Source organism: Paenibacillus chondroitinus NBRC 15376 (genome assembly GCF_004000765.1).
Lineage (GTDB): Bacteria > Bacillota > Bacilli > Paenibacillales > NBRC-103111 > Paenibacillus_E > Paenibacillus_E chondroitinus.
In genome coordinates, this window is record NZ_BILW01000011.1 from 154797 (window position 1) to 181231 (window position 26435).

General features: G+C 45.1%; 19 protein-coding genes. 13 read left to right on the forward strand and 6 right to left on the reverse strand.

Translation table 11 applies throughout. The features are described from left to right. Positions 1–66: 66 nt before the first annotated feature. The 3 genes from PCH02S_RS15095 to PCH02S_RS15105 are packed head-to-tail and all read right to left on the reverse strand — an operon-like array spanning position 67 to position 3422. On the reverse strand, positions 67–1593 hold the full coding sequence (locus tag PCH02S_RS15095) for an extracellular solute-binding protein (RefSeq protein ID WP_127454354.1): 1527 nt from the start codon (positions 1591–1593) through the stop codon (positions 67–69). Between the two features lie 40 nt (positions 1594–1633). Further along, positions 1634–2503, reverse strand: coding sequence for a carbohydrate ABC transporter permease (locus tag PCH02S_RS15100; protein ID WP_127454356.1), 870 nt, complete (start codon positions 2501–2503; stop codon positions 1634–1636). Positions 2504–2525: 22 nt separating this feature from the next. Then, positions 2526–3422 (reverse strand): ABC transporter permease, encoded by an 897-nt coding sequence (locus PCH02S_RS15105; RefSeq protein ID WP_127454409.1) that lies wholly within the window; start codon positions 3420–3422, stop codon positions 2526–2528. A gap of 377 nt (positions 3423–3799) precedes the next feature. On the opposite strand from PCH02S_RS15105, the gene PCH02S_RS15110 reads away from it, so the two are divergent. Both PCH02S_RS15110 and PCH02S_RS15115 read left to right on the forward strand, forming a co-directional pair. Further along, positions 3800–6031, forward strand: coding sequence for a helix-turn-helix domain-containing protein (locus PCH02S_RS15110; protein WP_164819575.1), 2232 nt, complete (start codon positions 3800–3802; stop codon positions 6029–6031). A 155-nt stretch (positions 6032–6186) separates the two neighbouring features. Continuing rightward, complete coding sequence (locus PCH02S_RS15115) at positions 6187–6639, forward strand: GNAT family N-acetyltransferase (RefSeq protein ID WP_127454360.1); 453 nt, start codon at positions 6187–6189, stop codon at positions 6637–6639. 42 nt (positions 6640–6681) lie between these two features. Here the strand turns inward: PCH02S_RS15115 and gdhA are convergent, their stop codons facing one another. From gdhA to PCH02S_RS15130, 3 genes are all read right to left on the reverse strand, one after another. Next, positions 6682–8052 (reverse strand): NADP-specific glutamate dehydrogenase, encoded by a 1371-nt coding sequence (gene gdhA, locus PCH02S_RS15120; protein WP_246069088.1) that lies wholly within the window; start codon positions 8050–8052, stop codon positions 6682–6684. A gap of 179 nt (positions 8053–8231) precedes the next feature. Beyond that, positions 8232–9068, reverse strand: coding sequence for an AraC family transcriptional regulator (locus PCH02S_RS15125; protein ID WP_164819576.1), 837 nt, complete (start codon positions 9066–9068; stop codon positions 8232–8234). Positions 9069–9082: 14 nt separating this feature from the next. Further along, positions 9083–10597: a sulfatase family protein gene (locus tag PCH02S_RS15130; RefSeq protein WP_127454365.1), complete on the reverse strand. Its 1515-nt coding sequence runs from the start codon at positions 10595–10597 to the stop codon at positions 9083–9085. Between the two features lie 146 nt (positions 10598–10743). Here PCH02S_RS15130 and PCH02S_RS15135 point away from each other — a divergent pair, with 146 nt between their 5' ends. The 11 genes from PCH02S_RS15135 (at position 10744) to PCH02S_RS15185 (ending at position 26407) form a co-directional block, all read left to right on the forward strand. Then, positions 10744–11607, forward strand: a complete 864-nt coding sequence (locus tag PCH02S_RS15135) for an AraC family transcriptional regulator (protein WP_164819577.1) — start codon at positions 10744–10746, stop codon at positions 11605–11607. A gap of 112 nt (positions 11608–11719) precedes the next feature. Beyond that, positions 11720–13507 (forward strand): family 43 glycosylhydrolase, encoded by a 1788-nt coding sequence (locus PCH02S_RS15140; protein ID WP_127454369.1) that lies wholly within the window; start codon positions 11720–11722, stop codon positions 13505–13507. A gap of 85 nt (positions 13508–13592) precedes the next feature. Next, the gene (locus tag PCH02S_RS15145) at positions 13593–15335 is read left to right on the forward strand and encodes a cache domain-containing sensor histidine kinase (RefSeq protein ID WP_127454371.1); all 1743 of its coding nucleotides are present in this window, start codon (positions 13593–13595) and stop codon (positions 15333–15335) included. A gap of 21 nt (positions 15336–15356) precedes the next feature. Next, entirely contained in the window at positions 15357–16961 is a 1605-nt protein-coding gene (locus PCH02S_RS15150) for a response regulator (protein ID WP_127454373.1), read from the forward strand. Positions 16962–17076: 115 nt separating this feature from the next. Then, the gene (locus PCH02S_RS15155) at positions 17077–18660 is read left to right on the forward strand and encodes an extracellular solute-binding protein (protein WP_127454375.1); all 1584 of its coding nucleotides are present in this window, start codon (positions 17077–17079) and stop codon (positions 18658–18660) included. Positions 18661–18684: 24 nt separating this feature from the next. Then, entirely contained in the window at positions 18685–19641 is a 957-nt protein-coding gene (locus PCH02S_RS15160) for an ABC transporter permease (protein ID WP_127454377.1), read from the forward strand. Positions 19642–19654: 13 nt separating this feature from the next. Then, positions 19655–20548, forward strand: a complete 894-nt coding sequence (locus tag PCH02S_RS15165; protein ID WP_127454411.1) for a carbohydrate ABC transporter permease — start codon at positions 19655–19657, stop codon at positions 20546–20548. A 24-nt stretch (positions 20549–20572) separates the two neighbouring features. After that, positions 20573–22585: an alpha-L-arabinofuranosidase C-terminal domain-containing protein gene (locus PCH02S_RS15170; RefSeq protein WP_127454379.1), complete on the forward strand. Its 2013-nt coding sequence runs from the start codon at positions 20573–20575 to the stop codon at positions 22583–22585. A 131-nt stretch (positions 22586–22716) separates the two neighbouring features. Beyond that, positions 22717–24957 carry a family 43 glycosylhydrolase gene (locus tag PCH02S_RS15175; RefSeq protein ID WP_246069089.1) on the forward strand — a complete coding sequence of 747 codons (2241 nt, stop codon included), beginning with the start codon at positions 22717–22719 and terminating at the stop codon, positions 24955–24957. A 154-nt stretch (positions 24958–25111) separates the two neighbouring features. After that, complete coding sequence (locus PCH02S_RS15180) at positions 25112–26068, forward strand: D-2-hydroxyacid dehydrogenase family protein (RefSeq protein ID WP_127454381.1); 957 nt, start codon at positions 25112–25114, stop codon at positions 26066–26068. An 87-nt stretch (positions 26069–26155) separates the two neighbouring features. Beyond that, positions 26156–26407 (forward strand): SDR family oxidoreductase, encoded by a 252-nt coding sequence (locus tag PCH02S_RS15185; RefSeq protein WP_127454383.1) that lies wholly within the window; start codon positions 26156–26158, stop codon positions 26405–26407. The last annotated feature ends 28 nt before the right edge of the window (positions 26408–26435 follow it).

Consider the following 26435-nt stretch of genomic DNA (forward strand, 5'->3'; position numbering starts at 1 on the left):
AGAACGCCATACTGGGAAGCGGCAGCTCCCGGTAAGGCGTTCTTTGTTTCCCTTTTTAATAACAGATTATTTGAGTCGGTCGTAAGCGGTTTGCGTGATTTTCATCAGTTCGTCTACGCCAAGCTTTTTAGCTTCGGCAACATATTGATCCCACTCATCCATGCTGCGTTGACCTAGTATGAACTTGGTAATTTGCTCGTTGCGGTGCTTGTCTACGGCTGCTTGCAGCAAGGAAACGTTGGACAGCTCGCTTTCAATATACTGTGGTCTTACATGGTAGACACTGTCATGCTTGCGTGCCAAATCATAGGCATTGCGCTGCTCTTGTGTAGCAGGAATCAGATGAGCGTCATAATTAAACCAAGTGTAGGTTCCGTTCGTCGCTAGTCCCGTCTTTTTACGAACATCGGTTATATCCAGATATTCAGGGCGCAATTTTTTTTGCCCATTCTCAGTGATGTACACTTCGTCGCCTTTGCCCCAGCTGAGCAGTTCTTTCCCTTCCTCACTATAGAACCAATCGAACGCCTGGAGCGCTTCCTTAATTTTCTTGGATTTGGAAGAGAAGGTCATGCCTGTTTCCAGAATGTGGGTATAAGGGTTAACGCTAAAACCGGGAACGCCCTCAGGAGGGGGCATGAATGCAAGATTGAAGCTCGGATTCGTCTTTTTCATAGGGATGTTGAACAGATCCAGACGACCGATATAATCGAGTATCATGAACGTTTGGTCATTCGATACGGCATTTTGCCATTGTTGTACGTTGAAAGTCAGCCAGTCCGGCGGAATAAGCCCTTCTTTTTGCATACGTTGGAAGAACTCAATCATTTTCTTGTATTCGTTCTCAATAGGACCGTAGCGCACCTTGCCGGTTTTCTCATCCTGGAACAAACCATTCATTGTACCGAATTGTGCGGTGGCAAAGTTAAGGATTCCTAGATTAGCTCCGCTTCGGAAGGAGAACGGATAGCTGTTAGGGTATAGTTCCTTCAGCTTCTTACCCACAGTAATCAGTTCTTCATAATTGGCAGGAGGTTTAAGCCCGTTTTTCTTGAAAATGTCTTCCCGATACATCCAGATGACACGATTCGTTTCACCGAAGCCTTCATTGGGAAGCATGTACATTTTTCCGTCAGCGGCCAAAGCAGCTTTCGCGATGTCCGGGTATTTCTTCAGCCAAGCGGTTAAATTCGGCATAACATCTTTATAATCCAGAATGTTGGCGAGAACCCCTTGCTGCCCAAATTTATCAGCGTCTGCGCGAGGGTTGAAAAAGGTGATGTCAGGCATGTTACCAGAGGCGACATTCAGATTAATGGTATCCTTCAGTTCTCCGGACGGAAGCTGAACATTGAAAGTGGCACCGGTTTTCTCTTCAATCCACTTCCAGACAACCCAGTCTTTGTTATACGGCCAATTCGGGTGAACCTCTAGTAACATGGTAAACGTATTTTTGGGTTTTTCCGTCTTGACAGCAGGATTTGTTGAACTGCCAGCGTCCGTCGCTGTTGGGGTAGATGTGGTTCCTGAGCAGCCAACCAACATCGAGGCACTGATTAATAGGGATCCAAGTGTCGTAGTCCATTTCTTCATGCGTGAACCTCTCCTTTTCATTTTTCTAATTTCTCACTACTTAAGACTTGACCGCCCCGATCATGACGCCTTTGACAAAATACTTCTGCAGGAAAGGGTAGGCGAGAAGGATGGGAACTGTGGAGACCATGATTGTTGCGAACTTCAGCGGTTCCTCCAGCACAACATTGGCATCGCCAACTGCGGCAATATCCGCTTGGTTTGACTGGCCGGCAAGGACGATGTTGCGCAAAATGACCTGCAAGGGGAAAAGCTCTTGGTCTCGTAAATATAGCAGCGGCAGCAAGAAATTGTTCCATAATCCTACCGCGTAAAACAAACCGATAGTGGCGAATACCGCTTGTGACAAAGGGACAACGATTCGGAAGAAAACGCCGAAATCGCTCAGTCCGTCCATTTGCCCCGATTCCTCAAGTTCTGCCGGGATATTGGAAAAGAAGGTACGCATGATGAGCAAATTCCATGTGCTTACAGCGCCAGGAAGTACCATTCCCCAGACCGTGTCGATAACGCCGAGTTCTTTTACAACTAGAAAAGTAGGGATCATCCCACCGCTGAAGAATAGGGTGAATATAATGATCATGGTAAACCCACGACCGAATACCATATTTTTTTTGGAAAGAGCGTAAGCCCCTAACGATGTGATAACAAGTGAAAGGGTAGTGCCCAACACAACGTAAACAATCGTATTCCAGTAGGCAGTGCCAATGCGCGGATCCTTTAAAACGACCTTATACATGTCAAGATTGAAGCCTTTTGGGTACCAGCTGATTTCTCCTTTGAGCACATGAATGTTGCTGCTTAGTGAAACAGCGGCCATGTAGATAAATGGATACAGTGTTAGCAGAACAACTCCTAGAAGGATGACGATGTTAACGATTGAAAATAAAGTGATTTTGGAGCGTGTCATATGGAAGAATCCTCCTCAAGGGTTACCACAGACTTGTTTGTGATAGGCGCCGACTTAGTGCATTCGTGCTATAGATGAAGAAGAAACATACAATCCCAGTGAACATATCTATAGCGGCGGCGTAACTGAAATTACCGCTAACGAGCCCTGTACGATACACATAGGTGCTTAAAATGTCGGCGGTAGCATAGGTGGCCGGGTTATATAGCAGGAACACTTTCTCAAATCCTATTTCCAGCACTCGACCGACATTAAGGATGAACAATATGATGATGGTCGTGGAAATACCCGGCAGTGTGACGTTCCAAAGCTTCCTCCAGCGGCTGGCGCCGTCTATATCAGCAGCTTCATAGAGGGAAGGATCAATAGAAGAAAGTGCAGCCAAATAAATGATGGCCTCCCACCCAATATGCTGCCAAACCTCTGAACCGACATAAATGAATCGGAACAACTCAGGTTTAATCATAAAATGAATCGGTTCAAAGCCAAAGGATTGAATCATGTGGTTAACAAAACCTTGAGAGGGGGATAAGAACAAAACGACCATTCCAGCAACTACGACATTAGAGATGAAATGCGGTAAATAACTGACGGTTTGAACAAAACGTTTGAATACCATGTTCTTGACCTCATTAAGAAGCAAGGCCAAGATAATAGGGGCAGGGAATCCGAAAATAAGTTTATTGATGCCAAGTAGAAATGTATTACGCAAAATGATCCAAAAATCCGGACTATGGAAGAACATCTTATAATACTTAAGTCCAACCCACTGACTGGCCCATATCCCTTTGTACAGGTTATAGTCCTTGAACGAGATGACAATTCCGAACATAGGCAAATACTTGAAAACTAAGTAATACAGCAAGCAAGGTAAGAACATGAGAAGCAAGCTCTTGCTTTTTGCGATCTTCCTCCACATCAGAACAGTTCGACCGGGAACGCCCGGTAAGGAAGTCTCCGGATTTGCTCCAGCTGCGTCTAACTTATTCATTTGAGTATCCCCCCCGATCATGAGTACTTGAAGATGTTGGTGTTCTTGTTATTTCGAAATTAGCATAGCACCGTTCGTATAGAATGTAATCCATAATAATTCCGAATTGTCCCCTCTTCTATGAAATTCGTAAATATGTTAAGTTTTCGTGAAAAAGTGAATAGGCAAAATTGGCTTTTTTCCGTATTATTTAAATAAGACTTCTCGTAGATGATAAATACATTGAGATAGGAAAGACCATAAAAACAGATATGGAGGGGAGTAGGATACGTTTACTTTCGCGAGTCCAATCAAGAACGTCTTCCTTGCTCATTCGTTTGCTGCTAGGTTTTCTCACTGTCATTGTGCTGCTGATGTCTTTTAATTATTTGTCATTTACATTTTTCCAGAACAATATTAGGAATGAAATCATTAGTTATAACGCGCAGAACATTCGATTTACCTCAGAGAGATATGAGGAACATTTTCAACTCGTACAGAAGCAAATGTATGCTCTTTATTTTAACGATGACGTGGATCGACTTCAGAAGGCCAGCGGGAATGCTCGTTATGCGCTGTTGGATAGGGTCAAGCAGGAGATTATCAAGGTTGTTGGTAATCCTTTGATCTATGTGGACAATGCCATCATTGTCTTCAAGGAAGGTTCATTAACGTTAAGCAGAATAGGGACCAATGACAGAGCATCGTTGTTCGACAAGTTCTATGCCAGCACTGATTACCCGGATTCTTTCTGGCAAAAGCAATTCAACGAAACGTATAGCGCCAAGATGTTTCCCATGTCCAAATTTTATGAGCATTCTTTTCATAAAGCGGGTGATGTGACAACTAAGGGATTGTTCATCCCTTATGTCCTTAAGCACTGGCAAAATGAGGACTTCTACATCGTTGCGATGATGGATGCGAATCAGCTATTCGAAGCTTTCCATCGTTCTGTGAATGCCAATTTCATCATCTTGGACAAGCAGGGTTTACCTTTGTTTTCAACGGGAGGGTTGGCTAAGCGAGAGGAGCTTCCAGAACTGCCGGTAGACAAAACGTATTTGCTGCGTGACAATACTTATTACTTTTATCAAACTGGACAAAATAGCGGATACACGTATATAAATATCATACCTAGCGCCAGTATTTCGAAGCAGATTTCAAAGCTTAATCTGACACTATTTTTCCTGCTCATTCTTTCCTTGATCGTTAGTGTTGTTATATCTGTACTATTCAGTGTTCGCTTTAACCGTCCGGTTAAGCAGTTGGTTTCCTCGCTGCAGACGGCAGGTGGTGAGGATGTTCGATTTAAAAGCAATATTCGCGAGTTTAAGTTAATTGGTCAGAAGCTGGACGATATGCTGCAGACGAACGCAAGAATTCAGTCGGATCTGGCTCAAAAGAATATCCAGCTCTTGTCATACAGTTACTTGAATAAACTAAAGAAAATATATAGTGGCTCTCCAGGAGCCATAGATATGATTTCCACACAGGCATATCGTTTCGTCGTGTACGAGATTACGTACAAGGATAGGTTCTGGGAGGAAATGAAAGAAGAGCCGGGCCCTTTAACTTACAGCATTTATACGTTTATCAATCATAGCTTGCTCAAGGTATTCCCCGCTTCATTAACGATTCAAATCGAGAGTCGGCAAATGTTATCGGTTATTAATGAAATTGACGATTCTCGTTTGGATGCGTATATGACAGAATTGTTGAAAGTCGTGGCTCATGACGCTGATTTCTATTTTTTGACCATCGCGATCTCACCGGCATTTCCACAGTCGTTTGATTTCACAGAGGCCTATGAGCAGACGGTTAAACTGCTGCAAGAACGAAAGCTGAACGAAGATACGCAAATTGTTCGTCAGCATGCTGGTCGTCAATCCGTACATTTGCTTACGTCTGCGCAAGAGCAGCAATTCGACTGCAATCTGGCAGCAGGAAATACACAGGAGTTGCTTCATTTGCTTGATCGCCAGCTTGCTCTTATGGAACGGAAGTGTGAAACGGTGCTGCAATATCAAGAATTTTTAATTGATATTGTACAAAAGGTGCGCAAAGCGTTCCATGTGCTGCGGTTAGACGAACGGGCCATACAACCCGTTATCGCCGGATTGAGCACGAGTCAGAGCTTTTATTCGGGTCGGCATTATCGCAAATTTTTCAGTCAACTGCTTGTTGCAGCCTGTGAAGAGATTCGAAGTAATCAGAAAAATGAAGATCCTGTCATTGATTTTGTTGTGGACTATGTGAACAAGCATTTTGCTCAAGATATTACGCTGGATATTGTAGCCGAGCACCTACATATTACTGGAGGCTATTTGTCCACGTACTTCAAGGAGAAGACAGGGGAAAACTTCATTGATTATATTAATGGCGTAAGAATCCGGGTAGCGCAGCAAATGCTGCTGGAAACGGATCTGAGGATACAGGATGTCGCCAGCAGCTCAGGATACCAGAACATTAATTCCTTCAACAGGATGTTCAAGAAATTTACGGGGATGCCGCCACGCGAATTTCGCAGGGAGAAACGCACGGAAGACGAAGTCGGGTAAATGAAGGCCCTTAGCTCGCTGCTAGGGGTCTATTTTTAGTATTTTAAAAATTTGTAAAAGGGGAGGTTAATGAAAAAGAAGAGCGAATAGTACATGGAGATGTTCCTTATTTAGCGAAAAGGTGACACAGTATGTAAAGAATGGGGGGTTCCAACTTGAGAGATACGAATGTCAGAGAAGTCAGGGTTTCTGATTATCAGAATATTTATTTATTGAACCAACACTTCAATCCGAATCTATCTGTCTTTATGGAAGAGAAAGTAAAAGAGAAGCTAGTCACCCTTACAACCAAAACAAAAGATGTCATCTTTGTGTATGAACAACATAACGAGGTGATTGGATATATTCATGGCAGTCCCTATGAATTACTGTTTGCTGACTCGCTAGTAAACATCTTGGGGTTCGTTGTCAATGTGGAGTACCGGGGTCAAGGGATTGGCAGCATGTTGATTGAAAGCCTTGAACAGTGGGCCAAGGATGCCGGTTATTCGGGGATCAAACTGTTATCGCATCCAACTCGTGTAAAGGCTCACCATTTCTACGAGCGACGAGGGTATCAGTTTACGAAGGACCAGAAAAATTTCATAAAGACATTCCGTGAGAACTAAAAACAGGCTGCCAGCTTATGTGGCAACCTGATCTTCTAGAGCCTAGACAACACCTTGTGCAATCATCGCGTCTGCGACTTTTGTAAAGCCTGCAATATTAGCGCCTACAACCAGATTGCCCGGGTGGCCGTATTCCTCTGCGGCTTGAACAGCGCTTTTGTAAATATTTTTCATAATGGCATGAAGCTTATCGTCTACCTCATGGAATTGCCAGGAGTAGCGCATGCTGTTCTGAGACATTTCAAGCGCGGATACGGCAACACCACCGGCATTCGCTGCCTTAGCAGGTCCGAAGAGCACGCCTGCCTTCAGGAATACCTCAATGGCTTCCAAAGTGGATGGCATGTTTGCGCCTTCGCCAACCGCTTGTACGCCATTTCTAACCAGGATTTTAGCCGATTCCTCGTTGATTTCGTTCTGCGTTGCGCTCGGTAGAGCAATGTCGCATGGAATCGTCCAAATGCCGTCACAACCCTCATGGTAAGTAGCAGTAGGGTGCTCGTTGACATAATCGCTGATTCGCTTTCTATCCACTTCTTTCAAGCGGCGTACTGTGTCTAGGTCGATTCCATTTTTATCATAAATATAGCCATTGGAATCGCTGCAAGCAACGACTGTAGCGCCTAGCTGCATCGCTTTTTGCATGGAATAGATCGCCACGTTGCCTGAACCGGAAACAACGACAGTGCTATCCTTAAAGCTAAGACCTTTGGACTGTAGCATTTCATTTACAAAGTAAACGCAACCATACCCCGTTGCCTCTGTACGTGCCAAACTACCGCCATAGATAATCCCCTTGCCAGTCAAAACACCAGCCTCGTATGCACCGCGAATTCTTTTGTACTGACCGAACATGAAGCCGATTTCCCGTGCACCAACGCCAATATCACCGGCAGGTACGTCTGTATCTTGCCCCATATATTTATAAAGCTCCGTCATGAAACTTTGCGTAAATCGCATGATTTCATTATCGGACTTGCCTTTAGGATCGAAATCGGAGCCGCCTTTACCGCCGCCAATTGGCTGTCCAGTAAGGGAGTTTTTGAAGGTTTGTTCAAACCCTAGGAATTTGATGATGCTGGCATTAACGGAAGGGTGAAAACGCAAACCACCTTTGTAAGGTCCAATTGCGCTGTTAAATTGCACACGGAAACCGCGGTTCACATGTGTAACTCCTTGGTCGTCCACCCATGGCACGCGGAAAGTGACCAAGCGCTCAGGCTCGACGATTCGTTCAAGGATACCATGTTTCATGTACTTCGGATGTTTGGAGAGAACAGGAATCAGGGATTCAAGGATCTCTTTTACTGCTTGGTGGAACTCTTTCTCATGAGGATTACGTTTTACCACTGTCTCGTATACGCCGTGTACGTATTCACTTGCAATTGTTTCGTTATCGACCTGTACTATCACAATCTCATCCGCCTTCATAATCAAGTATAGTTAAAAAAGTTTATTATAATAGTTTTACCTTATCCGAAGGATTTGATCAATTAAAATTTACATGTCATGTAAGCTTACTCCGTTGAGTGAATGAAGTGCCCATTCAAAGTTAAAAAAAGGCCGCGAAGAAAAAGTCCTCGCGGCTATTTTTATTGAATTTCACGAAATGTTTTGCGAAAGTCACTAGGTCTCACATTTGTTTTGCTGTGGAACAGATTCGAAAAATAATGGGGATCGAAATATCCCAGCTTGTATCCAATTTCACTTATGGTCAATTGCGTGTCGACCAGCATGCGTTTAGCGGATTCTATCTTTTTAGCAATAACATAGTTATAGAGGGTAGTTCCCACCTCTTTTTTAAATAAGCGATTCATATGTCTGGTAGAAACACCAATTTGAGAAGAGAGCTCAGATGTGTCGTAAGGAGAGAAGACACTGTTATCCAGGAATTGTTTGATAGATTGAACCGTTGACGTTAAAGTATCGCCTTGTTTTCGCAATGCCTCAGAGAGGCAAATGATGATTCGCATAAGGATGATCTGAAGCTCAGTTTGCAGCTCCTTGGCGGATTTATGTTTAGCTTTGTCGATTGCCTCGTGAAAAAGAGGGTCTAACCCGCTATTCTTCACGACGATATGGGGAAGCAATTGATAGGCTTCGAGCATCTTAAGAATCCAGTTGCCGCTAATGTTTAACCATATGTAGCTCCATTGCTCCTCATGCTGAGGGTCTGAGACAACTTCATGGTAGCAGCCGGCAGGCAGGATGAAGACATCTCCCTGTCGTGCAGTCAAGGTTCGTGTGCCAACCGTAACGCTTCCTTGTCCTGAACGTACCAAACCGAAAACGGTTACCTGCGCAAGCTTTCGAATATTGCAGTAATCCGAATCGCAGTAATTTACCCCCAAGAACTGTACGCTTAGGGGAGGAGGGTCTCCTACTTGCGGCAGATGATAGATAGGTCCATGCTTCCCGAGCTTATTCACGTTTTTCATCCTCTTTACGCATGCCAAACCCGAGGCATCACCATAGATTCTTTACCTAGTTCCGCCCACGCATATTTCAACAAAAGCTCCGATTTCAGGGTCTGGTATTCAGGAAGATTCCATAAATTGCGGATTTCTCCGGGATCTTCTTGCAAATCAAACACTTCTCCGTACGTTTGGTTATAATACACGGTTATTTTATATCTTTCATCCACATAGGTTTTTTGATGAATCGTCGTTGGGGTATGACGAAACTCGCAAATCGCATGATCCCTGGCTTGACTTTGCTGACCGCGCCAGACTCGTGACTGATCTACACCTGTCATATGGTGAGGAATCGTAATACCGCATAGTGAGAGAAAGGTAGGGGCCAGATCTACCAAGGACTGAATGGCAGGCGAAGTAACTCCAGCAGGAACTTGGCCGGGATATCGAACGATGAACGGAATCTTGATGAGATCCTCGTAATGGAAGCCACCTTTGGCCTGGAGGCCGTGTTGACCATAGAAGTGCCCGTGGTCTGTTGTAAATACTACGATTGTATTTTCCGCTAGGCCTAGTTCATCAAGCTTATCCAAAATATTTCCAATATATTTGTCCATTAGACTGATCATGCCATAGTAGGTTGCGACCAGCTGTTTGCGGTCTTGCTCGGAATACAAGGCTGAATGGGAATGATAGCCATGCACGGCATAGTCACCTTCCTGCCAAGGTTGAAAATCGGGATTTTCCAATTGGGTTAATTGAAAATGGGGTGGATTGTGGTCATGCTCGCCAGGAGTGACTTCCGGAATCGTCAGCTGATCGGGATCATACATCGTATCCCACGGTTCAGGTGCCAAATAATCCGGATGTGGGTCAAAGAAGCTGGACCAAAGGAAAAAGCTTTGATCTTCTTCTTTATATTGCTCCAGAAGCGCGTTGGTTCTCTCAGCAATCCAGGTATTGTAGTGGTATTGTTCTGGAATAGGCCACTTATGAAGAATGGAGCGATCCATCGTCCCGGTTGGCGGCAAGAAATAATCACGCCAGTTCATGCAGCCCTTTTCTTCCATCCAAAGAGCGTAATGTTGACCGACATGCGCTTCATTCGTATGATTACGAGCCAATTCTACATGATCGAAACCGTAGAAGGGTCCATGATTCTTTTTCCAGAAATCAAGATCTTGTAAAATCGGATAAGCTTCAAGAGAAGGATATTGTTCAGTTGAAGCTAAGGGTTGAAAATGAGCTTTACCGACAAGTGCAGAATTGTAACCGGCTTCACGAAAATCTTCACCGACCGTATGCACATTCTCCAACAGTTTTGTGCCAAGTGTCCATGCTCCGTGTTGGCTTGGATACATGCCTGTAATGATGGAAGCTCTGGTTGGCGTACAAGTCGGGTTTGGACAATAGGAACGCGTAAAAGTCGTTCCTTCCTTCACCAAACGATCCAAATTCGGCGTATTAATTTCCGAGTTAAAAGCACCTAACGTATTCCAATGCTGCTGGTCACTAGTAATTAACAAAATATTAGGTTTCTTCATCCAATAACTCCTCCATGTTTCGAAATTCTATATTAAGAATAAGGGAAAGATGTCGTATTTAAAATATCATAGAAGCATATACGTTTAACATTTTGTTAGGTATGATAATCTTAAAGTCATCTATCAAGTCTGGAGGTGGATCTGCGATGCAGGAATTTCCCCACGAATATGCACAACACCATTATTTAAATCCCAATGAGTTTATAAAAATGAGCGGCTTGTGGTGTATTCGTGTTGGGCATAACGTTGCCAAACCGAACTATCAGGTCGGGCCTAAAAGAATTGAATGCTACAGTCTGCACTTCGTAGTGGCAGGTCAATTACTTCTTCAATCCGAAAGCGGGGAAGCGATTCTTCAACCGAATGATCTTTGCTGCTTTTTCCCGGATGAATCCTATTCCTACCGTATCTACGAACAAAAAGAGACCTTAAAGCTTGTTTGGATAGCTTTTCAAGGTCCACAGGCTTTACAGCTGCTGCATTCGCTTGGATTAACACAAACGACTCCCGTATTACGTGCAAGATGCAGCCGGGAAATCTGGACAAAACTATATGCTTTCCTGCAGTTCATCTCAGATCAACCGGATGAAGCGGAGGACATCGGCTTTTCAACAGGACTTCAGGAACAATTGTATGGAATCTTTGCTATCCTTATGAAAGGGGGCAAGACAATAATCGATGAGAAAACGAACAACGTAGATGACCTTCCTTGGTTAAAGCGGTCCCTTGATTTTATGCAGCTGCATGCGTTGGAAGGAATCAGCATCAAAGAAGTTGCTGAAGAGGCAGGAGTCCATCGATCATACTTTTCTGATATATTCAAGAAGCGGATCGGCGTATCGCCAAATCGTTATTTATACCGTCTCAAAATGGAAAAGGCTGCGGCGTTAATATCTTTAAAGGATCGGACAATCACAGAGGTCGCTTATAGTGTCGGCTATCCGAGTCTATATTCGTTCTCAAGAGCTTTTCGCAACTATTATGGCTACTCTCCTGAAAATATGCCGTGATTTGTTCAATGTCCGTTTTCCTCACCTCATAGGCAGCTTTCTATATTAAGAGTTAGGAAAAAGCACGGTATACTTATCTTAGGCATACGGCAATTAGGAAAGGAAGAATCCAATGAACAACGACTTTATCATACAGCCTCCACATCCAGAAACGGAATGGGCTGCCTGCATCAGCTATTCAGAAAATGCGGTAAGAATAGAACGATTGATCGATGTTCCTTTGAAGGACGCGAGTATTTGTACGGGACCGGACCATTCGTACTATTTGACGGGAACGGTTGATGGCGTTAATGTGCTGGTGTGGACTTCGACGGACTTGAAAACATGGACAGAACCTGTAAGCGTATGGAACTTAGAGCTGGAGGGGACATGGCAAAAAGAAGGGACAGGCACAGCTGGTATTTGCGCGCCGAAAATACGCTATGTAAAAGGAGTGCTTTGGGTTACATACGGGTTAACCCAAGGCGGTACCGGATTGCTTAGATGCACGTCGAATTCCGCGTTGGGGCCATACGAAGATATGGGAAAGATGACAACGGATGGGCAGGATGCCTCGTTATTTGAAGATGAAGACGGAGCTGTCTTTTGGATTTATAGCCATGGTCGAATTGCTCGTATGAATGAGGATATGACCGGTTTAACCGAAGTTCCGAGGATGATTGCGGTGCAGCCGTGGAAAGTCGCAGGACGAGAAGATGATCCTTCGTATATGGGCACTTCGCAAGTCGGAGCATATGGTGCTTTTGTATACAAAAAAGATGGAACCTATGCCATGTTTTGTGCCGATCGTTTTACTCGAATGGGCAGCGAGGCTGCGGATACTTTTGTTGCTGTAAGTCAATCCATCTATGGCCCCTACAGCAGGCGATATTTGGCACTTCCCCATGGCGGGCAAATAAGTCTATTCGATGGGCCCGAACAACAGCTTTATGCTTCATTTACAGGCAGTGGCGAATATTCCTTGGTTGAAAATTATCCGGCTGTCGTTCCGATGACTTTTGCCAGTCCTGGTTTCATTAGACCGACAGAAGCCGTTGTGCTGGAGAAGGGTGCAGTGGGCGGTCTCAAACCTGTCGCTGATTTTCCAATTCGAGATCCTCATATCAGTACCGGACCTGATGGCACTTATTATATGACAGGAACATCCGATAAGCCGCATCGCAACTTCTGGGACAGGAATAATCAGCTGCACTTATGGAGGTCATCTGATTTGCAGGAGTGGCATCATGTTGCGAAAGTGTGGGATTTATCCGAGAACGGCACATGGGAGAACCATATTTATGAGAATCCGTGTCTCTGGGCACCTGAGATGATCTATTTATATGAGACATTCTGGATTACGTATTCCCTACAAGGCGGAGGCACCGGGTTAATCAAAAGCGTGTCCGGACACGCCGAAGGTCCTTATATCGATATGGGCCGCATGACGAATACGGATATTGATTCAAGCTTTTTCCAGGATAGCGATGGCGAGGTGTACTTTGTCTGGCAGGACGGGAAAATAGCCCGAATGAAAAAGAATATGACGGGATTCGCGGAAGAGCCCCGCAAGCTGCTGAGCTCAGACGGGCAGCGCGTCGGTTATGAAGGTGCTTTTATCGTTAAATATCAAGGGAAATATATCCTTGGTGCGGCGGAATGGAACGGCGACAAACGGGTAGACGGCACCTATGATTTGATGTATGCCGTAGCGGATCACATTTACGGCCCGTATACGCCAAGACGCGTGGGGGTGCCTCATGGAGGTCACGGAACGATGTTTATCGATCGAGACGGCAGACTTTGGTCCACCTTTTTTGGGAACGATCGCACGGCACCTTTCCGGACGCGCCCGGGAATCGTTCTTCTTGATGCGGAGGAAGATGGACAAGGGCTATGCATAACGCCTAGTTGTGAGTAATATAAAAGCATGAATCAAGCTCGGGCTGCCGGGCAGGGTTCATGTTTTTTTCTAATCTAAGCGCAGTAGAAGGGAGCACCTACCTATGAAGTTTTCCTCCTTGAAGAAGTTAATTTCACCTACGGTAAGCATTCAGGGGAAAATCTTCGTCGCCTTCAGTTTAGTAACACTGCTGGGCATCGTGGCCGTGACGAGCATCGTTTATTTGTATATGAGAGAAACGGTCAAGAACAATGCGATCACGTCTGTGACGGAAAGTATCCGCCAGGCAGACGAATCCTTGAATCTCCGATTAGAAGAAGTAAGCCGATTAAACACAGTTGTTGCTACGAATAAAACCGTGCTGGATACACTCCTTAGCAAGACGGAGGAACCGAGCTTCGAGTGGTTTCAGGAACAAAAACGAATCGAGGAGTTTTTATCCGCTCTAATTGCCTATAAGCCGTACATCTCGCGGGTTGCTGTAATAGGCTTAAATGAAAAGGTGTTTTTTGTGGGTTCCCCGTGGCTCGACAAAAACATTTTATTCACTCCGATGATGGAAAATTTGCTGCAAAATGGATCGGGCCACGCCTATTTTCATCAAACCGGTTTTAATAATTCGATTGTAACCGGGCGTGAACTCCGCTATAACCGGAATTTAATCGGTATGGTCATGTTTGATTTGAATGATGAAATTGTTAGAAAAATTTATGATGTTAAACCTACATCGGATAGTATGTTATACGTCGTAGACAGGAAAAACGAGTTTATTTATCAACCGAGCACAAGCGCTCTTGATAAAGATACGATCATGAAGCTCAATCAGGAACTTAACGGTACGGACGGTTCGGTTGAAAGGATCATTAACCAAACCTCTTATCTCGTCGTCATGCGTAAATCAGAGTATACAGGGTGGTCTACGCTTGCGCTCGTACCCATGAAGTCGCTATTAACCGAAACGGCACGAATCCGTCATATGTTAGCGACCGTATCTATTTTCGTTTTTATCATCATTGTCATTGGTACCTTACAGGTCTCCTCCCGAATGACGAGGGACATTCGCAGATTAAGATCGATGATGATGCATGTCATGGAAGGCAATATGTCGCTGCCGACTGTCGAAATCCATTCCAAGGATGAAATCGGTCAGCTGTATCAAGTTTTCAAAAGCATGGTGGAACAATTAAAACGTTTACTTGAGGGAATCATGACAACGGAAAAGGAGAAACGTGAAGCGGAATTGGCTGTTCTGCAGGCTCAAATTCGTCCTCATTTTCTATATAACACACTGAATACAGTGAAATATCTAGCTAAGTTAAACGGGGTACCGAACATTGTGGAAGTATCCGAATCTTTGATTGAGCTCATGCGCGGTGTGCTTGGAAATACGAATGAATTTCTTACACTGCAAGAAGAACTTCAGTATGTCCGTAGCTATGTGACCATTGAAAAATACAAATATGTAGAACCCGTCCATCTGATGATTGAAGTTGAAAATGATGAGCTTTTGCAGCTTAGCGTGTTGAAACTGATGCTCCAGCCTCTTGTGGAAAACGCCATTATTCATGGGCTCTCCGGCTCGGAGTGCGAGGGCGAAGTGTTGATTCGTATCTATGAGGAGAACAAGGAATTGAGAATCGATGTCCGAGATAACGGCAAAGGGATGTCGAAGGATCAGATCAAGGCGCTGTTCGAAGCGAACACAAATACACGCTTTAGCGGCATGGGAGTGCGCAATGTACATGAGCGAATTGTTCGTCTTTTCGGAGAGCCATACGGAGTTTTTCTAGATAGTGAACCTGATGCATATACGACAGTGCAAATCAGATTTCCAATGATAACGTGAAGTGAACAGGAGGGGTGAAAGATGTTTGAGGTCTTATTGGTTGACGATGAAGCGTTAGCCCGCAACGATGTGAAGGGAATGCTGGACTGGGAAAAACATGGATTCACCATTTGCGGAGAAGCGCAGAACGGCGCTATAGCCCTTTCAATGATAGAGCAGAATACGCCTCACATTGCCATTGTGGATGTGAGCATGCCAACGATGAATGGGGTAGAACTAAGTCGCCGAATCAAAGAGCAATTTCCGATGGTTAAAATGATTATGCTGAGCAGCTTCGACGATTTCGATTATGTTCGTACTTGTTTGATGAATGGAGCCATGGATTATTTGCTCAAACATCGCTTGAACGCTAGCGCACTCTTGGCGCTTCTGGATCGAGCCGTTATGGAGCTGCAGAGTGAAGCGCGGGAGCATAAAGCACGCAGCGTGCAAACTCAAATCATTGAAAGCCTAAGCCCGGTAATACTTCGCGAGCATGTGGCGAATTTGGCTAGAAATGTGGAAGGTGCTGAAGAATCTTTACTGGCTTATGCCAAAGAGAATGACCTTTACACACATTCCGTCAATTATGGAACTGCTGCCGTGCAAATCGTACCGTTTCTGTTAGTGACGGAGATGTTGAATGATGTTCAGAAAAATAGGTTCGTACAGCAAGCGACGGATGTTATGCAAATGGCAATTGGAGACGTTCAGAAACGAACGGTAGGTTACGTGGGGGAGGGACGATTTATTATTTTGTTTTCATTCGAGGAGCGAAGTGAACTTGCGGTAACGAGCCAAATTAATCAAGCTGTGAGCGCTCTTTCGCATTCCCTGGAGAAATTTCTTAATTTGAAATGTGTCTGTATCATTGGCCCTCGAAGCGGGAGTTTAAAGCAGCTTGTCGCCAGTTATCGCAAGGCCGATCAAGAGATGAATGATATTTTATATCAAGGTATGCACCCTGCGACGCTAAGAGATGCTCTGATTATAGAAGAGAAGAAGCAACTGCTTCTCTACCTGGAGCAGCTCGATGGAGACAGGATCCGCCATACCATTACAACCATCTTTGCCACTGTAAAACATCAGCCCATCTACGCTATGACGGTACAAACCATAGTCAGTGAATTGCTTCGGCTCATAGAGATGTCGCTGAAACGGCAATTTTCACATATCGCCAGGGAAGATGTGCAGCTAGTCCCTACTCGGAATGAATTTGGGCGGATGAGCAGTGTTTCCGAATTCGAGATGTGGGTATTGTCGTACTACGCACGGATGGTTGATATCATTAAGGAACAGCAAGCCGGGGGATCCTATTCACGTCATATTGGCAAAGCGGTTCAATACATTTCGGATAACTATGCCGCCAACATTTCCTTGGAAAGCACAGCCGGTGCGCTCAATCTAAATCCGTCCTACTTAAGCAGATTGTTCAAGGAGGAAACGCAAATGACTTTCACGGAATATATCAATCGCGTCCGCATTAAAAAAAGCTGCATGCTCATGGAATCCGATGCTTACGCGCTCAAGCAAATAAGCAGTGAGGTTGGCTTTTTGAGCTATACATACTTCTTTAAAGTGTTTAAAAGCATAACAGGGATGACGCCGCAAGCCTATATCGATCATTTGAAAACATCAAAAAAGTAGAATGAAATGTCATATATGTTGAATCAGCAGGATGAAATCATTCTTTATAATGAGATCAACCCTTAGAAAACGCTTTCCAACAAGGGGAAAACAACATGAACGGAGGAAAGAAAGAATGAAAAGAAAATGGGGGACAGTACTGCTTTCAACTTTAGTTGTTTCCAGTTTGACGTTATCGGCTTGCGGCACGGATAAGCCAAGTACAGAGAAAGAAGGCAAATCCAAAGGTGAAACTTCAAGTCATACATCTGCAGAAGGATTTCCCATTGTTAAAGAACCGTTGAAGCTGAAAATGTTCACTCGCATTGCACCTGTCAACGGACCATTTAAAGACATGCCGGTGTTTCAGGATTACGAGAAAATGAGCAACATTCAAGTCGAGTTCATTGAAGCGCCAACGGATGGCTTTAATGAGAAAAAGAACCTGCTTTTTGCTTCGAATGAACTCCCTGATGCTTTGTACCGCTCAGGTTTGACACCATTAGAGGCAATTCGATACGGCTCAGGAGGTCAATTGATTCCACTTGAGAGTTTGATTGATAAGTACGCGCCAAATATCAAAAAGCTGATGGATACATATCCGGAAATTCGTTCTGCGATAACGACGCCTGAGGGTCACATCTATGCCCTGCCTGGTATCGTAACTGTAAACGCTGCCAGAACGGATAAACGTTGGATGAATCAAGTCTGGCTGAAGAAGCTGAACCTGAAAGAACCTGAGACGACGGACGAACTGTACGAGGTACTGAAAGCTTTCCGGGATAAAGATCCGAATGGCAACGGCAAACAGGATGAAATCCCGATGACAGCGCGTAACGGCCTTAGCATCGTTCCTATTATGGCGGGATCCTTTGGATTGGATTTCCAATTAGGATATAACATTAACTTGGACAATGACAAAGTGAATATTTGGATGGGCAGCGATCGAAATAAAGAATTATTAATGTACTTAAATAAGTTATATTCCGAGAAATTGCTTGATTCAGAGCTATTTACGCAGAAGGAAGCCCAGTATTTGGCTAAGCAAGGGACGGGAAATACCGGTTTCTTCTTTGATCAGACGAATAATCCGATGCTGGATACGAAAGTGGCGGATCAATATATTGGTGTAGCTCCAGTAAAAGGTCCGCACGGTGACAGATTGCAGCTGGCGGCTCCGGTGCCTAGGGATTTCGGTGCTTTTGCGATCACCTCAGTGAACAAGAATCCTGAAGCAACGCTTCGTTGGGTTGATTATTTCTATGGCGACGAAGGATCTACGTTGCTGCGTTTCGGCCGCAAGGGTGAGAACTATGAATTGCGAGATGGGATTCCATTTTATACGGAGGCTTTCCTGAATTCCGGTAATCAAGGCAAAATCACCCCTTATGCTGGAGGCGGAGCTCCGCACCTGATTAGTGAGAAAGTCGCTTCTTACATTAATCCACCTCAGGTTCAGGAAGCTCAAAAGAAACTGGATCCGTACATGCCGAAGATTCGCTATGCATCGCCGATGTTTGACGAGCAAACAGCTCAGCAAATTAATATTTTGCGTAACGATATTGATAAATATTACGAGGAGCAGAGCACGAAGTTTATCGCGGGTGCACTGAGTTTCGATAAGTGGGGCGAGTTTCAGAGCACACTGAAGAAAATGAAAGTTGACGAGCTTCAGAAACTGTATCAAGATGCTTACGATAAACTCAAACAGCAAAAATAAGGATTGACGGCTGGAGGACGACAGATGAACAGTACGGCAAATACAGCAGGCACTGCGTCTCGACCCAAATCGAGGCGCTCCAGCCTCTTGAAAGCTGTGAGCAGTCGATATGATCTCTATCTTATGCTGCTCATTCCCATTGTGTGGTATCTTGTGTTCCACTACGGGCCGTTATACGGCCTGCAGATTGCATTCAAAAACTTCAGTCCGGCAAAGGGAATCAATGGAAGTGCTTGGGTAGGGCTTGATCATTTCAAACGTTTCGTTGAATCTTATTATTTCTGGAGACTCCTGTGGAACACGATTTCTATTAATTTATTTTCCTTATTATTTGCATTTCCGATTCCGATTCTGCTCGCTTTGCTGGTTACAGAAATTCGCAATAAAACCTTCAGTAAAGTGGTGCAAAACATTACGTACATTCCGCATTTTATTTCCATCGTTGTAATGGTGGGAATGCTGATGCTCTTTTTATCTCCACAAGGCGGTCCGTTGAATTCGATCATTGAGGCGTTTGGGGGAGAACCCGTTCGATTTCTCGATTCTGCGGCATGGTTCAAGTCGATTTTTATCAGTTCTAATATCTGGCAAAATATGGGTTGGCAATCAATCATTTATATTGCTGCCTTGAGTGGAGTCAATCCGCAGCTGTACGAAGCCGCAAAAATGGATGGAGCAAGCCGGCTGCGTCGCATCTGGCACGTGTCTATTCCGGGTATTCTGCCGGTTATCGTCATTTTATTGATCCTCGATGTGGGACACTTCATGAATGTTGGGTTTGAGAAAATTTTGCTCATGCAAAATAATTTGAATTTGGAGTCCAGCGATGTCATTTCCACTTTCGTCTACTCGGCGGGCATTTTGAAAGGCGAATACAGTTATACAGCTGCTATAGGATTGTTCAACTCCTTGATCAACCTTGCGCTGTTGATCCTTGTGAATCGCTTTGCCCGTAAAAAGGCGGAAACAAGTTTATGGTAGGAGGAGCCGAGTGATGCAGATGCAAACGCTCACAAAAAGGAGCTCGGATGAGAGAGTATTTGATGCTGTTGTAAATGTACTGGCCGCTTTAATTGTAGTTATCGTATTGTATCCGCTCATCTTTATCGTAAGCGCCTCTTTCAGCGATCCCGCACTAGTGCTGAATGGTGATGTCATCTTGCTGCCTAAGCAAATCACGTTAGAAGCATACCGGAACGTTTTTCATAACGATCAGATTTGGAACGGTTACGGAAATACGATTCTGTATACGTTAATCGGTACAGCAATCAACCTGGTGATGACGACACTTGCCGCCTATCCGCTATCAAGACCGGATTTGCCTGGACGTGGCGGGATCATGTTTTTCGTTACGCTTACGATGTTTTTCAGCGGGGGACTCATTCCATCCTATCTCCTTGTAAAAAATTTAGGCATGGTGGATACGATGTGGGCATTGATCATCCCTGGCGCAATTGCCACGTATAACCTAATTGTTATGAGAACGTATTTTCAAACCAGTATTCCATGGGAGATTCAGGAAGCTGCAAATATCGATGGATGTTCGAACTGGAAGCTGTTGACCCATGTGATTTTACCGTTATCGAAACCGATTATGGCCGTCATGATCCTTTTCTACGCTGTTGGTCATTGGAACTCCTATTTTAACGCCTTAATCTATATTCGCAGTAAAGATTTGTATCCGCTGCAGCTTGTGCTGCGTGAAGTGCTCATGGTTAGTCAATCGGATGCAGCCGATAGCAACGTTGGGCTTGAATCTAAAGTATTATTAGCTGAAAGCATTAAATATGTGGTTATCATCATTTCCAGCTTGCCGGTATTGTTGATGTATCCGTTTGTACAACGGCATTTTGTAAAGGGCGTTATGATTGGCTCATTAAAAGGATAGAACGTGAAAGGAAGCGTTGCGTTTATGGTACAATCTAGAGCTAGCATTCAAGTGAATACAAATCAAGTTGGTACTAGTCCAATTAATCCTTATATATTCGGTCATTTTGTAGAGGATATTCGTGATCATATGGATGCCATGCTGGCTTATCCGCTGAGAGATATGGATTTTGAAAGTATGGATGTCGCGTACAGGGGACTTTCAGGAAACTGGCGTCCTTTTACAAATGGGAAAAGTACACTGTATGGGCTTGAACCTGCGGCAGCTCATCACTCCGGTCATAGTCAGCGGATTAGAATTTATAGCGATGACGAGGGATATGCCGGGATTAGGCAAACGATTGCCGTCCAACAAGATCAAACAGGCTATTTGCTTGCGCTGTATGCAAGAGCTTCTATAGAAATCAAATTCGTTATTGCGGAAATCGTGGATAAAACGAGTGGCGAAGTGCTCGGACATACACAAATTAAGCTTGAAAGCCATAATTGGAAGCATTATGAAGCGCGTCTCCAAGTACAGCGTACCTGTGAGAACGCTGAGTTCAGAATATATGTACCCTCAGAGCATGAACGCTGGTTGGATCATGTTTCCACGGGGATGCTTTGGTTGGATCATATTTCGCTGCTCCCATCTAATAGCGTAGGCAATGTTCGCAAAGAAGTGATGGAGATGACAAGGGACTTGAATGCCGGCATGATGCGGCTTGCCGGGAATTATATTAGTGCCTATCATTGGCAGCAGGCTATCGGTCCTGTCTATGAGCGCCCTGCAGTTATTAACGAAGCTTGGGGTGGCTGGACGAATAAGTATTTCGGAACAGACGAATTTATTGCATTTTGCCGGGAATTGAAGGTAGAACCGCTTATCTGTGTAAATGATGGATCTGGCACTCCTGAAGAAGCAGCGGAGTGGATAGAATATTGCAATGGCGGCGTGGATACACCGATGGGGAAACTTCGGGCGGCTAATGGGCATCCCGAGCCATATGACGTGAAATATTGGGAGATCGGGAACGAAGTATGGGGAGCATGGCAGGTAGGTCATTGCACAGCAGAGGAATTCGCAGAACGTTATACGCGATTTGCCGAATCCATGAAAGCGGCCGATCCCGAGATTAAATTGCTTGCCTGCGGTCATGACAAAATGGATTGGAACAAAACCTTACTGGAAAAAGCTGCCGAACACGTTGATTTCTTAACTTTACATTTGTATCACGGGTGTAACCGTTTTGGAATGAATCACAGCACATTAAGAGAAGATCGCTACAAAGCTATCGTTTCTTTTCCCGAATGGACAAGAGAAACCGTACGTCAAACAAGGGAACTGTTCGCCTCATCTAATCGGTTTGCTCATATTAAATTAGCTGTTACGGAATACAATACCATGTATTATCCGAATACGATTCGCAAAGGTCTGCCTAACGAACACACACTTGAAGCAGCCGTGGCGAATGCAGCGAATTTGAATGAATTTCTCCGAAATAGCGATTTGATAGAGATCGGCAGCTTCTCGGACCTAGTGAATGGTTGGCTTGGCGGATGCATTCGCGTAGGTGATTTCTATGCGGACCAGTTTCGAGGGAAATCTTCCGGAAGAAGTGAAAATTCCTTAACCATTTACGGCACACCAACCTATTATGTCATGAAAATGTATGCGAACCGTGATCTCGGCTATGTTGTTGAAACCCATACCGATTGCGAAAGCTTTCAAGTAACCAGCCCGATTCAAGTTCCTCATTTGGACGTTTTGCCGAATTTGGATGTTGTGGCTTGTACGAATGCTCAGGGGGATAAGCTGACTATTTTTATCGTGAATCGAGGTCTCGAAGATACGATCGCAGATATTCAGCTTAACGGTTTTGCTGAAACTGGCACTGCTAGCTTACTGGAAGTCACTGCGGATCATTATGAAAGCATTAACGATGCGTTAAATCCTGAAACCGTAGTCTGCAAATCCCATGATCTGGCGATTATGAAATCGCAAGTGAGCTGTCCATTGAGAGCATCGTCTATCTATGTATTAGAAATCGATCGCTAATGGGAAGGAAAGATAACCGATTGCGATGGAAAAAAGCATGGATCATAGCGCTAGCAATGTGTGCCGCAGTCCTGGTCATTGTGGCAGTTGTTATGCAATTCCAACTTCTGGGGCGGGAGGAGGCGAACAGGATGGAGGTAACCTTGGGTCAAACCTACCAGAATCCCATTGTTTTGGATCAGGAATGGGAGGATTACGGCATTGGAGACCCATACATTCTGCGTTTTAACGGTAAATACTATTTATATTGCAGCACGAAGGACAGAAGAGTTGGCGTTAAGTCCTGGAGTTCGGATGATTTAGTGAATTGGCGATACGAAGGTTTGGTTACGGAGGAACCTGTCAGTGAGGGGGCTTATGCGCCGGAAGTTGTCTATTGGAACGGAGCGTTCTATATGTACACTTCGCCGGCGGGCAAAGGACATTATGTCTTACAAAGTGACAAGCCTACCGGACCATTCGTGAAAAAGACGGATAATCTGGGCTTCACGATTGATGGTTCTGTTTTTATCGATGATGATGAGAAATGGTATTTTACTCACGCCAAATTCGGCGGTATCATGATAAGTTCGATGTTCAATCCATTTACAATTGATGCGGGAAAACAATTGAACGCTTCCTTAGGGCACTGGACGGAAGGTTCGATGATCATCAAGCGAAATGGACGTTATTTCATAACATACACGGGTAATCACGTTTTCAGCAAAGGCTATCGCGTTAATTACGGCGTTAATCATGAATCTCCCGCTGCCGCCTATACCATTCCTGAGAATAATCCGATCCTGATTTCCACGGCGAACGATTTCAATGGCCTTGGTCATAGTGCAACTGTCATGGGACCGAATCTGGATTCATACTATATCGTCTATCACAACCTGATAGGACGCTCTGCGGAAGGACCACCCGTCCGCAAAATGAATCTGGATCGGCTTGTATTCAACGGCGATAAGATGTCCGTGTTAGGACCGACGCATGGAACACCCCAGGAAGCGCCCAAAATGCCTGAATTCCGAGATGAGCCAGGTGCAGCGCCTTCCGCTGACAAATGGGAGAAGATCAGTTCAACTGATGGTGGCGAGACCTTGCTGACTCGAAATGGCACTGGCAGCGATTATACGGCCGAGTACAATTTTCAAGTGAGAGAGCAGGATGATGCGCCAACCTTGCTGGAAACATTATTCGCTTACACCGATTCGAAGAATTACTGGGCGGCACGTTTGAATGGTGCTTCGATGGAACTTGCGCTCATCCAGCGTGTGAATGGCAGTGAAACGGTTGTTTCCACGAAGAAGCTGCCACAGGGCACTGATCTTACGAAACTCCATACAATCCGCGTTGAGACAGGAATGTCTGGTACGATGATTTATTGGGATGGACTGCTCAAGATCGAACAAACCGGTGAGGTGGCGAAGGCAGGACGTATTGGCTACGTGTGGCCGCCAGGAACGCAACCAAGTTTACATTACACGGCTTTTTCGAATGAATCGTACGGCAGCAGTGATCGAAAAGTTGTAAAACCGATGCCAGGTACGATGGAAGCTGTTCATGGTGTTCAAGAGGGGAGTCCGGATATCCTTTCAGGAATTACTCCGGACGGCAGTGATGCCATAAGCTTGTCTGGTAAGGGCGATGGGCTCAGATACCCAGTCAATATTCGGCAGGATGGCAGCTATCTGTTGGCAGTGAATGTATCCAAGGCATCAGCAGGGTCGACAGTACTGATTGAGACGAATGGAGAGACGAAGAAAATAAAGCTCGATTCCACTTTCTTTGCAGCCGATTCGGATTGGACGAAAATACCGCTGGGGGTATTCGAGCTGAAGCAAGGGACACAATGGTTGTCTCTGCACCAACTAAAAGGCGAGATTACGCTTAGGTATGTGGAAGCGAATTTAACCGTGCCGGTCCAAGAGCAGTCGGTTGTTAAACCGAACCAAGTAGGGCTTGTCAACCGTTTCGGCGGTGAATGGGGCTGGTCGGACTATACCGTCAGCTTTGAGTTGACCATGAAAAAAGCTACTGCGGACGAGGCCGGCATACTGCTGAGGACGACAAATGAATCGGAGTTCAAAGATCAGGTCAAAGATGCGTTCATGGGTTATGCGCTTTCGTTTCGTAACGGTAAAGTTAATCTAAGCCGCGTCAGCTATGAAAATGCCGTGGAAGAAGCCACCGGTTCGCTAACCTTTGAGCCTGGCCAAACCCGGAAGGTTACCGTGAAGCTGGAAGGACCAACGATTGCCGTTTTTTCAGATGCAAGTAAAGAGCCTTTGCTCCGTTGGACCGATCCGAATGCGTTTCTTAACGGGCGCATCGGTTTGCGTGGCGTTTCGCCCGATTGGGCGATATCTCCGATGACGGTAGGTAGATAAGTTAGGAATAGACACTGACACTTCATTGTGGTCAGTGTCTATTTTATTCAGTGGAAATGAACGTTAAGCTTGCGCATGGTTTGCAAGGTGCTCGAGACAGGAATATACTTGAAATTGGTATACTTACATGTACGATGAAGGAGGCACTTACCTAATGAAGCTTCGCTGTGCAATATTAGACGACTATCAGCAAGTGGCTTTAAAGGCTGCAGATTGGTCAACGATTACGGACCAAGTGGAAGTCAAAAGCATCCATCAGCATATCGATCAACAGGATGAGCTTGTCGAGCAAATCTCTGACTGCGAAATCGTCGTGATTATGCGCGAACGGACTCCTTTCCGTGCATCTCTCCTTAAGCGGCTTCCTCACTTAAAGCTGCTTGTTACAACAGGCATGCGGAATGCGTCAATTGATTTAGAAGCTGCTGCGGCACAAGGCATCACCGTTTGCGGTACGGGTGGCGCAGGCAATGCAACCGCTGAGCTCACTTGGGCTTTGGTTCTAGGGCTTGCACGCAACATCGTGCAAGAGCATAACGCTATTCGCAGCGGTCAGTGGCAGAGCACGATTGGAACGGATTTGTACGGCAAGACACTTGGCGTACTGGGCCTTGGCAAACTTGGCACCAAGATCGCCAAGTTTGGCCAAGCTTTTGGCATGGACGTCGTGGCATGGAGCCAGAATTTGACGCAAGAGCGAGCCGATGAAGTTGGCGTGAGATTCGCTAATTCGAAGGAGGAACTGCTTGCCAGCAGCGACTTTGTGTCGATTCATCTAGTCCTCAGCGACAGGACTAGAGGGCTGATCAGCGCGGCAGATCTTAAACGTATGCGTTCTTCAGCGTACTTGATTAATACGTCCCGTGCTCCTATCGTAGATCAGGAAGCTCTTGCCGAGGCTTTGCAAAACCGATGGATCGCAGGCGCCGCAGTAGACGTGTTCGAGGTGGAACCGCTGCCGAAAGACGATAAATTCAGATCGTTACCGAATTTGCTTACTACACCGCATATTGGTTATGTCTCCGAATCGAATTATCAGGCTTTTTATAGAGATGTGGTAGAGGATATTAGAGCCTATCTAGCTGGCTCGCCGGTTCGAACGCTTACTTGATGTAAGGAAGTAAGTGACCGAATTCTATGGCATGATTCATAAACTTGGGAGCAGCACCTAGGCGAAAAGGGGCTGCTCTTTTTATGAGTGATAGATTTTGGAATTCGTGTGAATGCCATCGCTAGCGGACCGGTAGAAACGGCATTTCTTCGTGAACGTATGGGACTTAACGAGGACCAGATCAATGAGGTGAAGGAACAAGAGCGTAAGATGATTCCCCTTGGGCGTCGCGGTGTGACAGATCATGTAGCAAGTTGGGTGGTTAATTTGGCCGACAAAGATTCAGGTTGGATTACAGGACAGATTATTGGTGTTGATGGCGGACTTGTAATATCTTAATTCTTGAATGAAAAAAGCAGCCATCTCT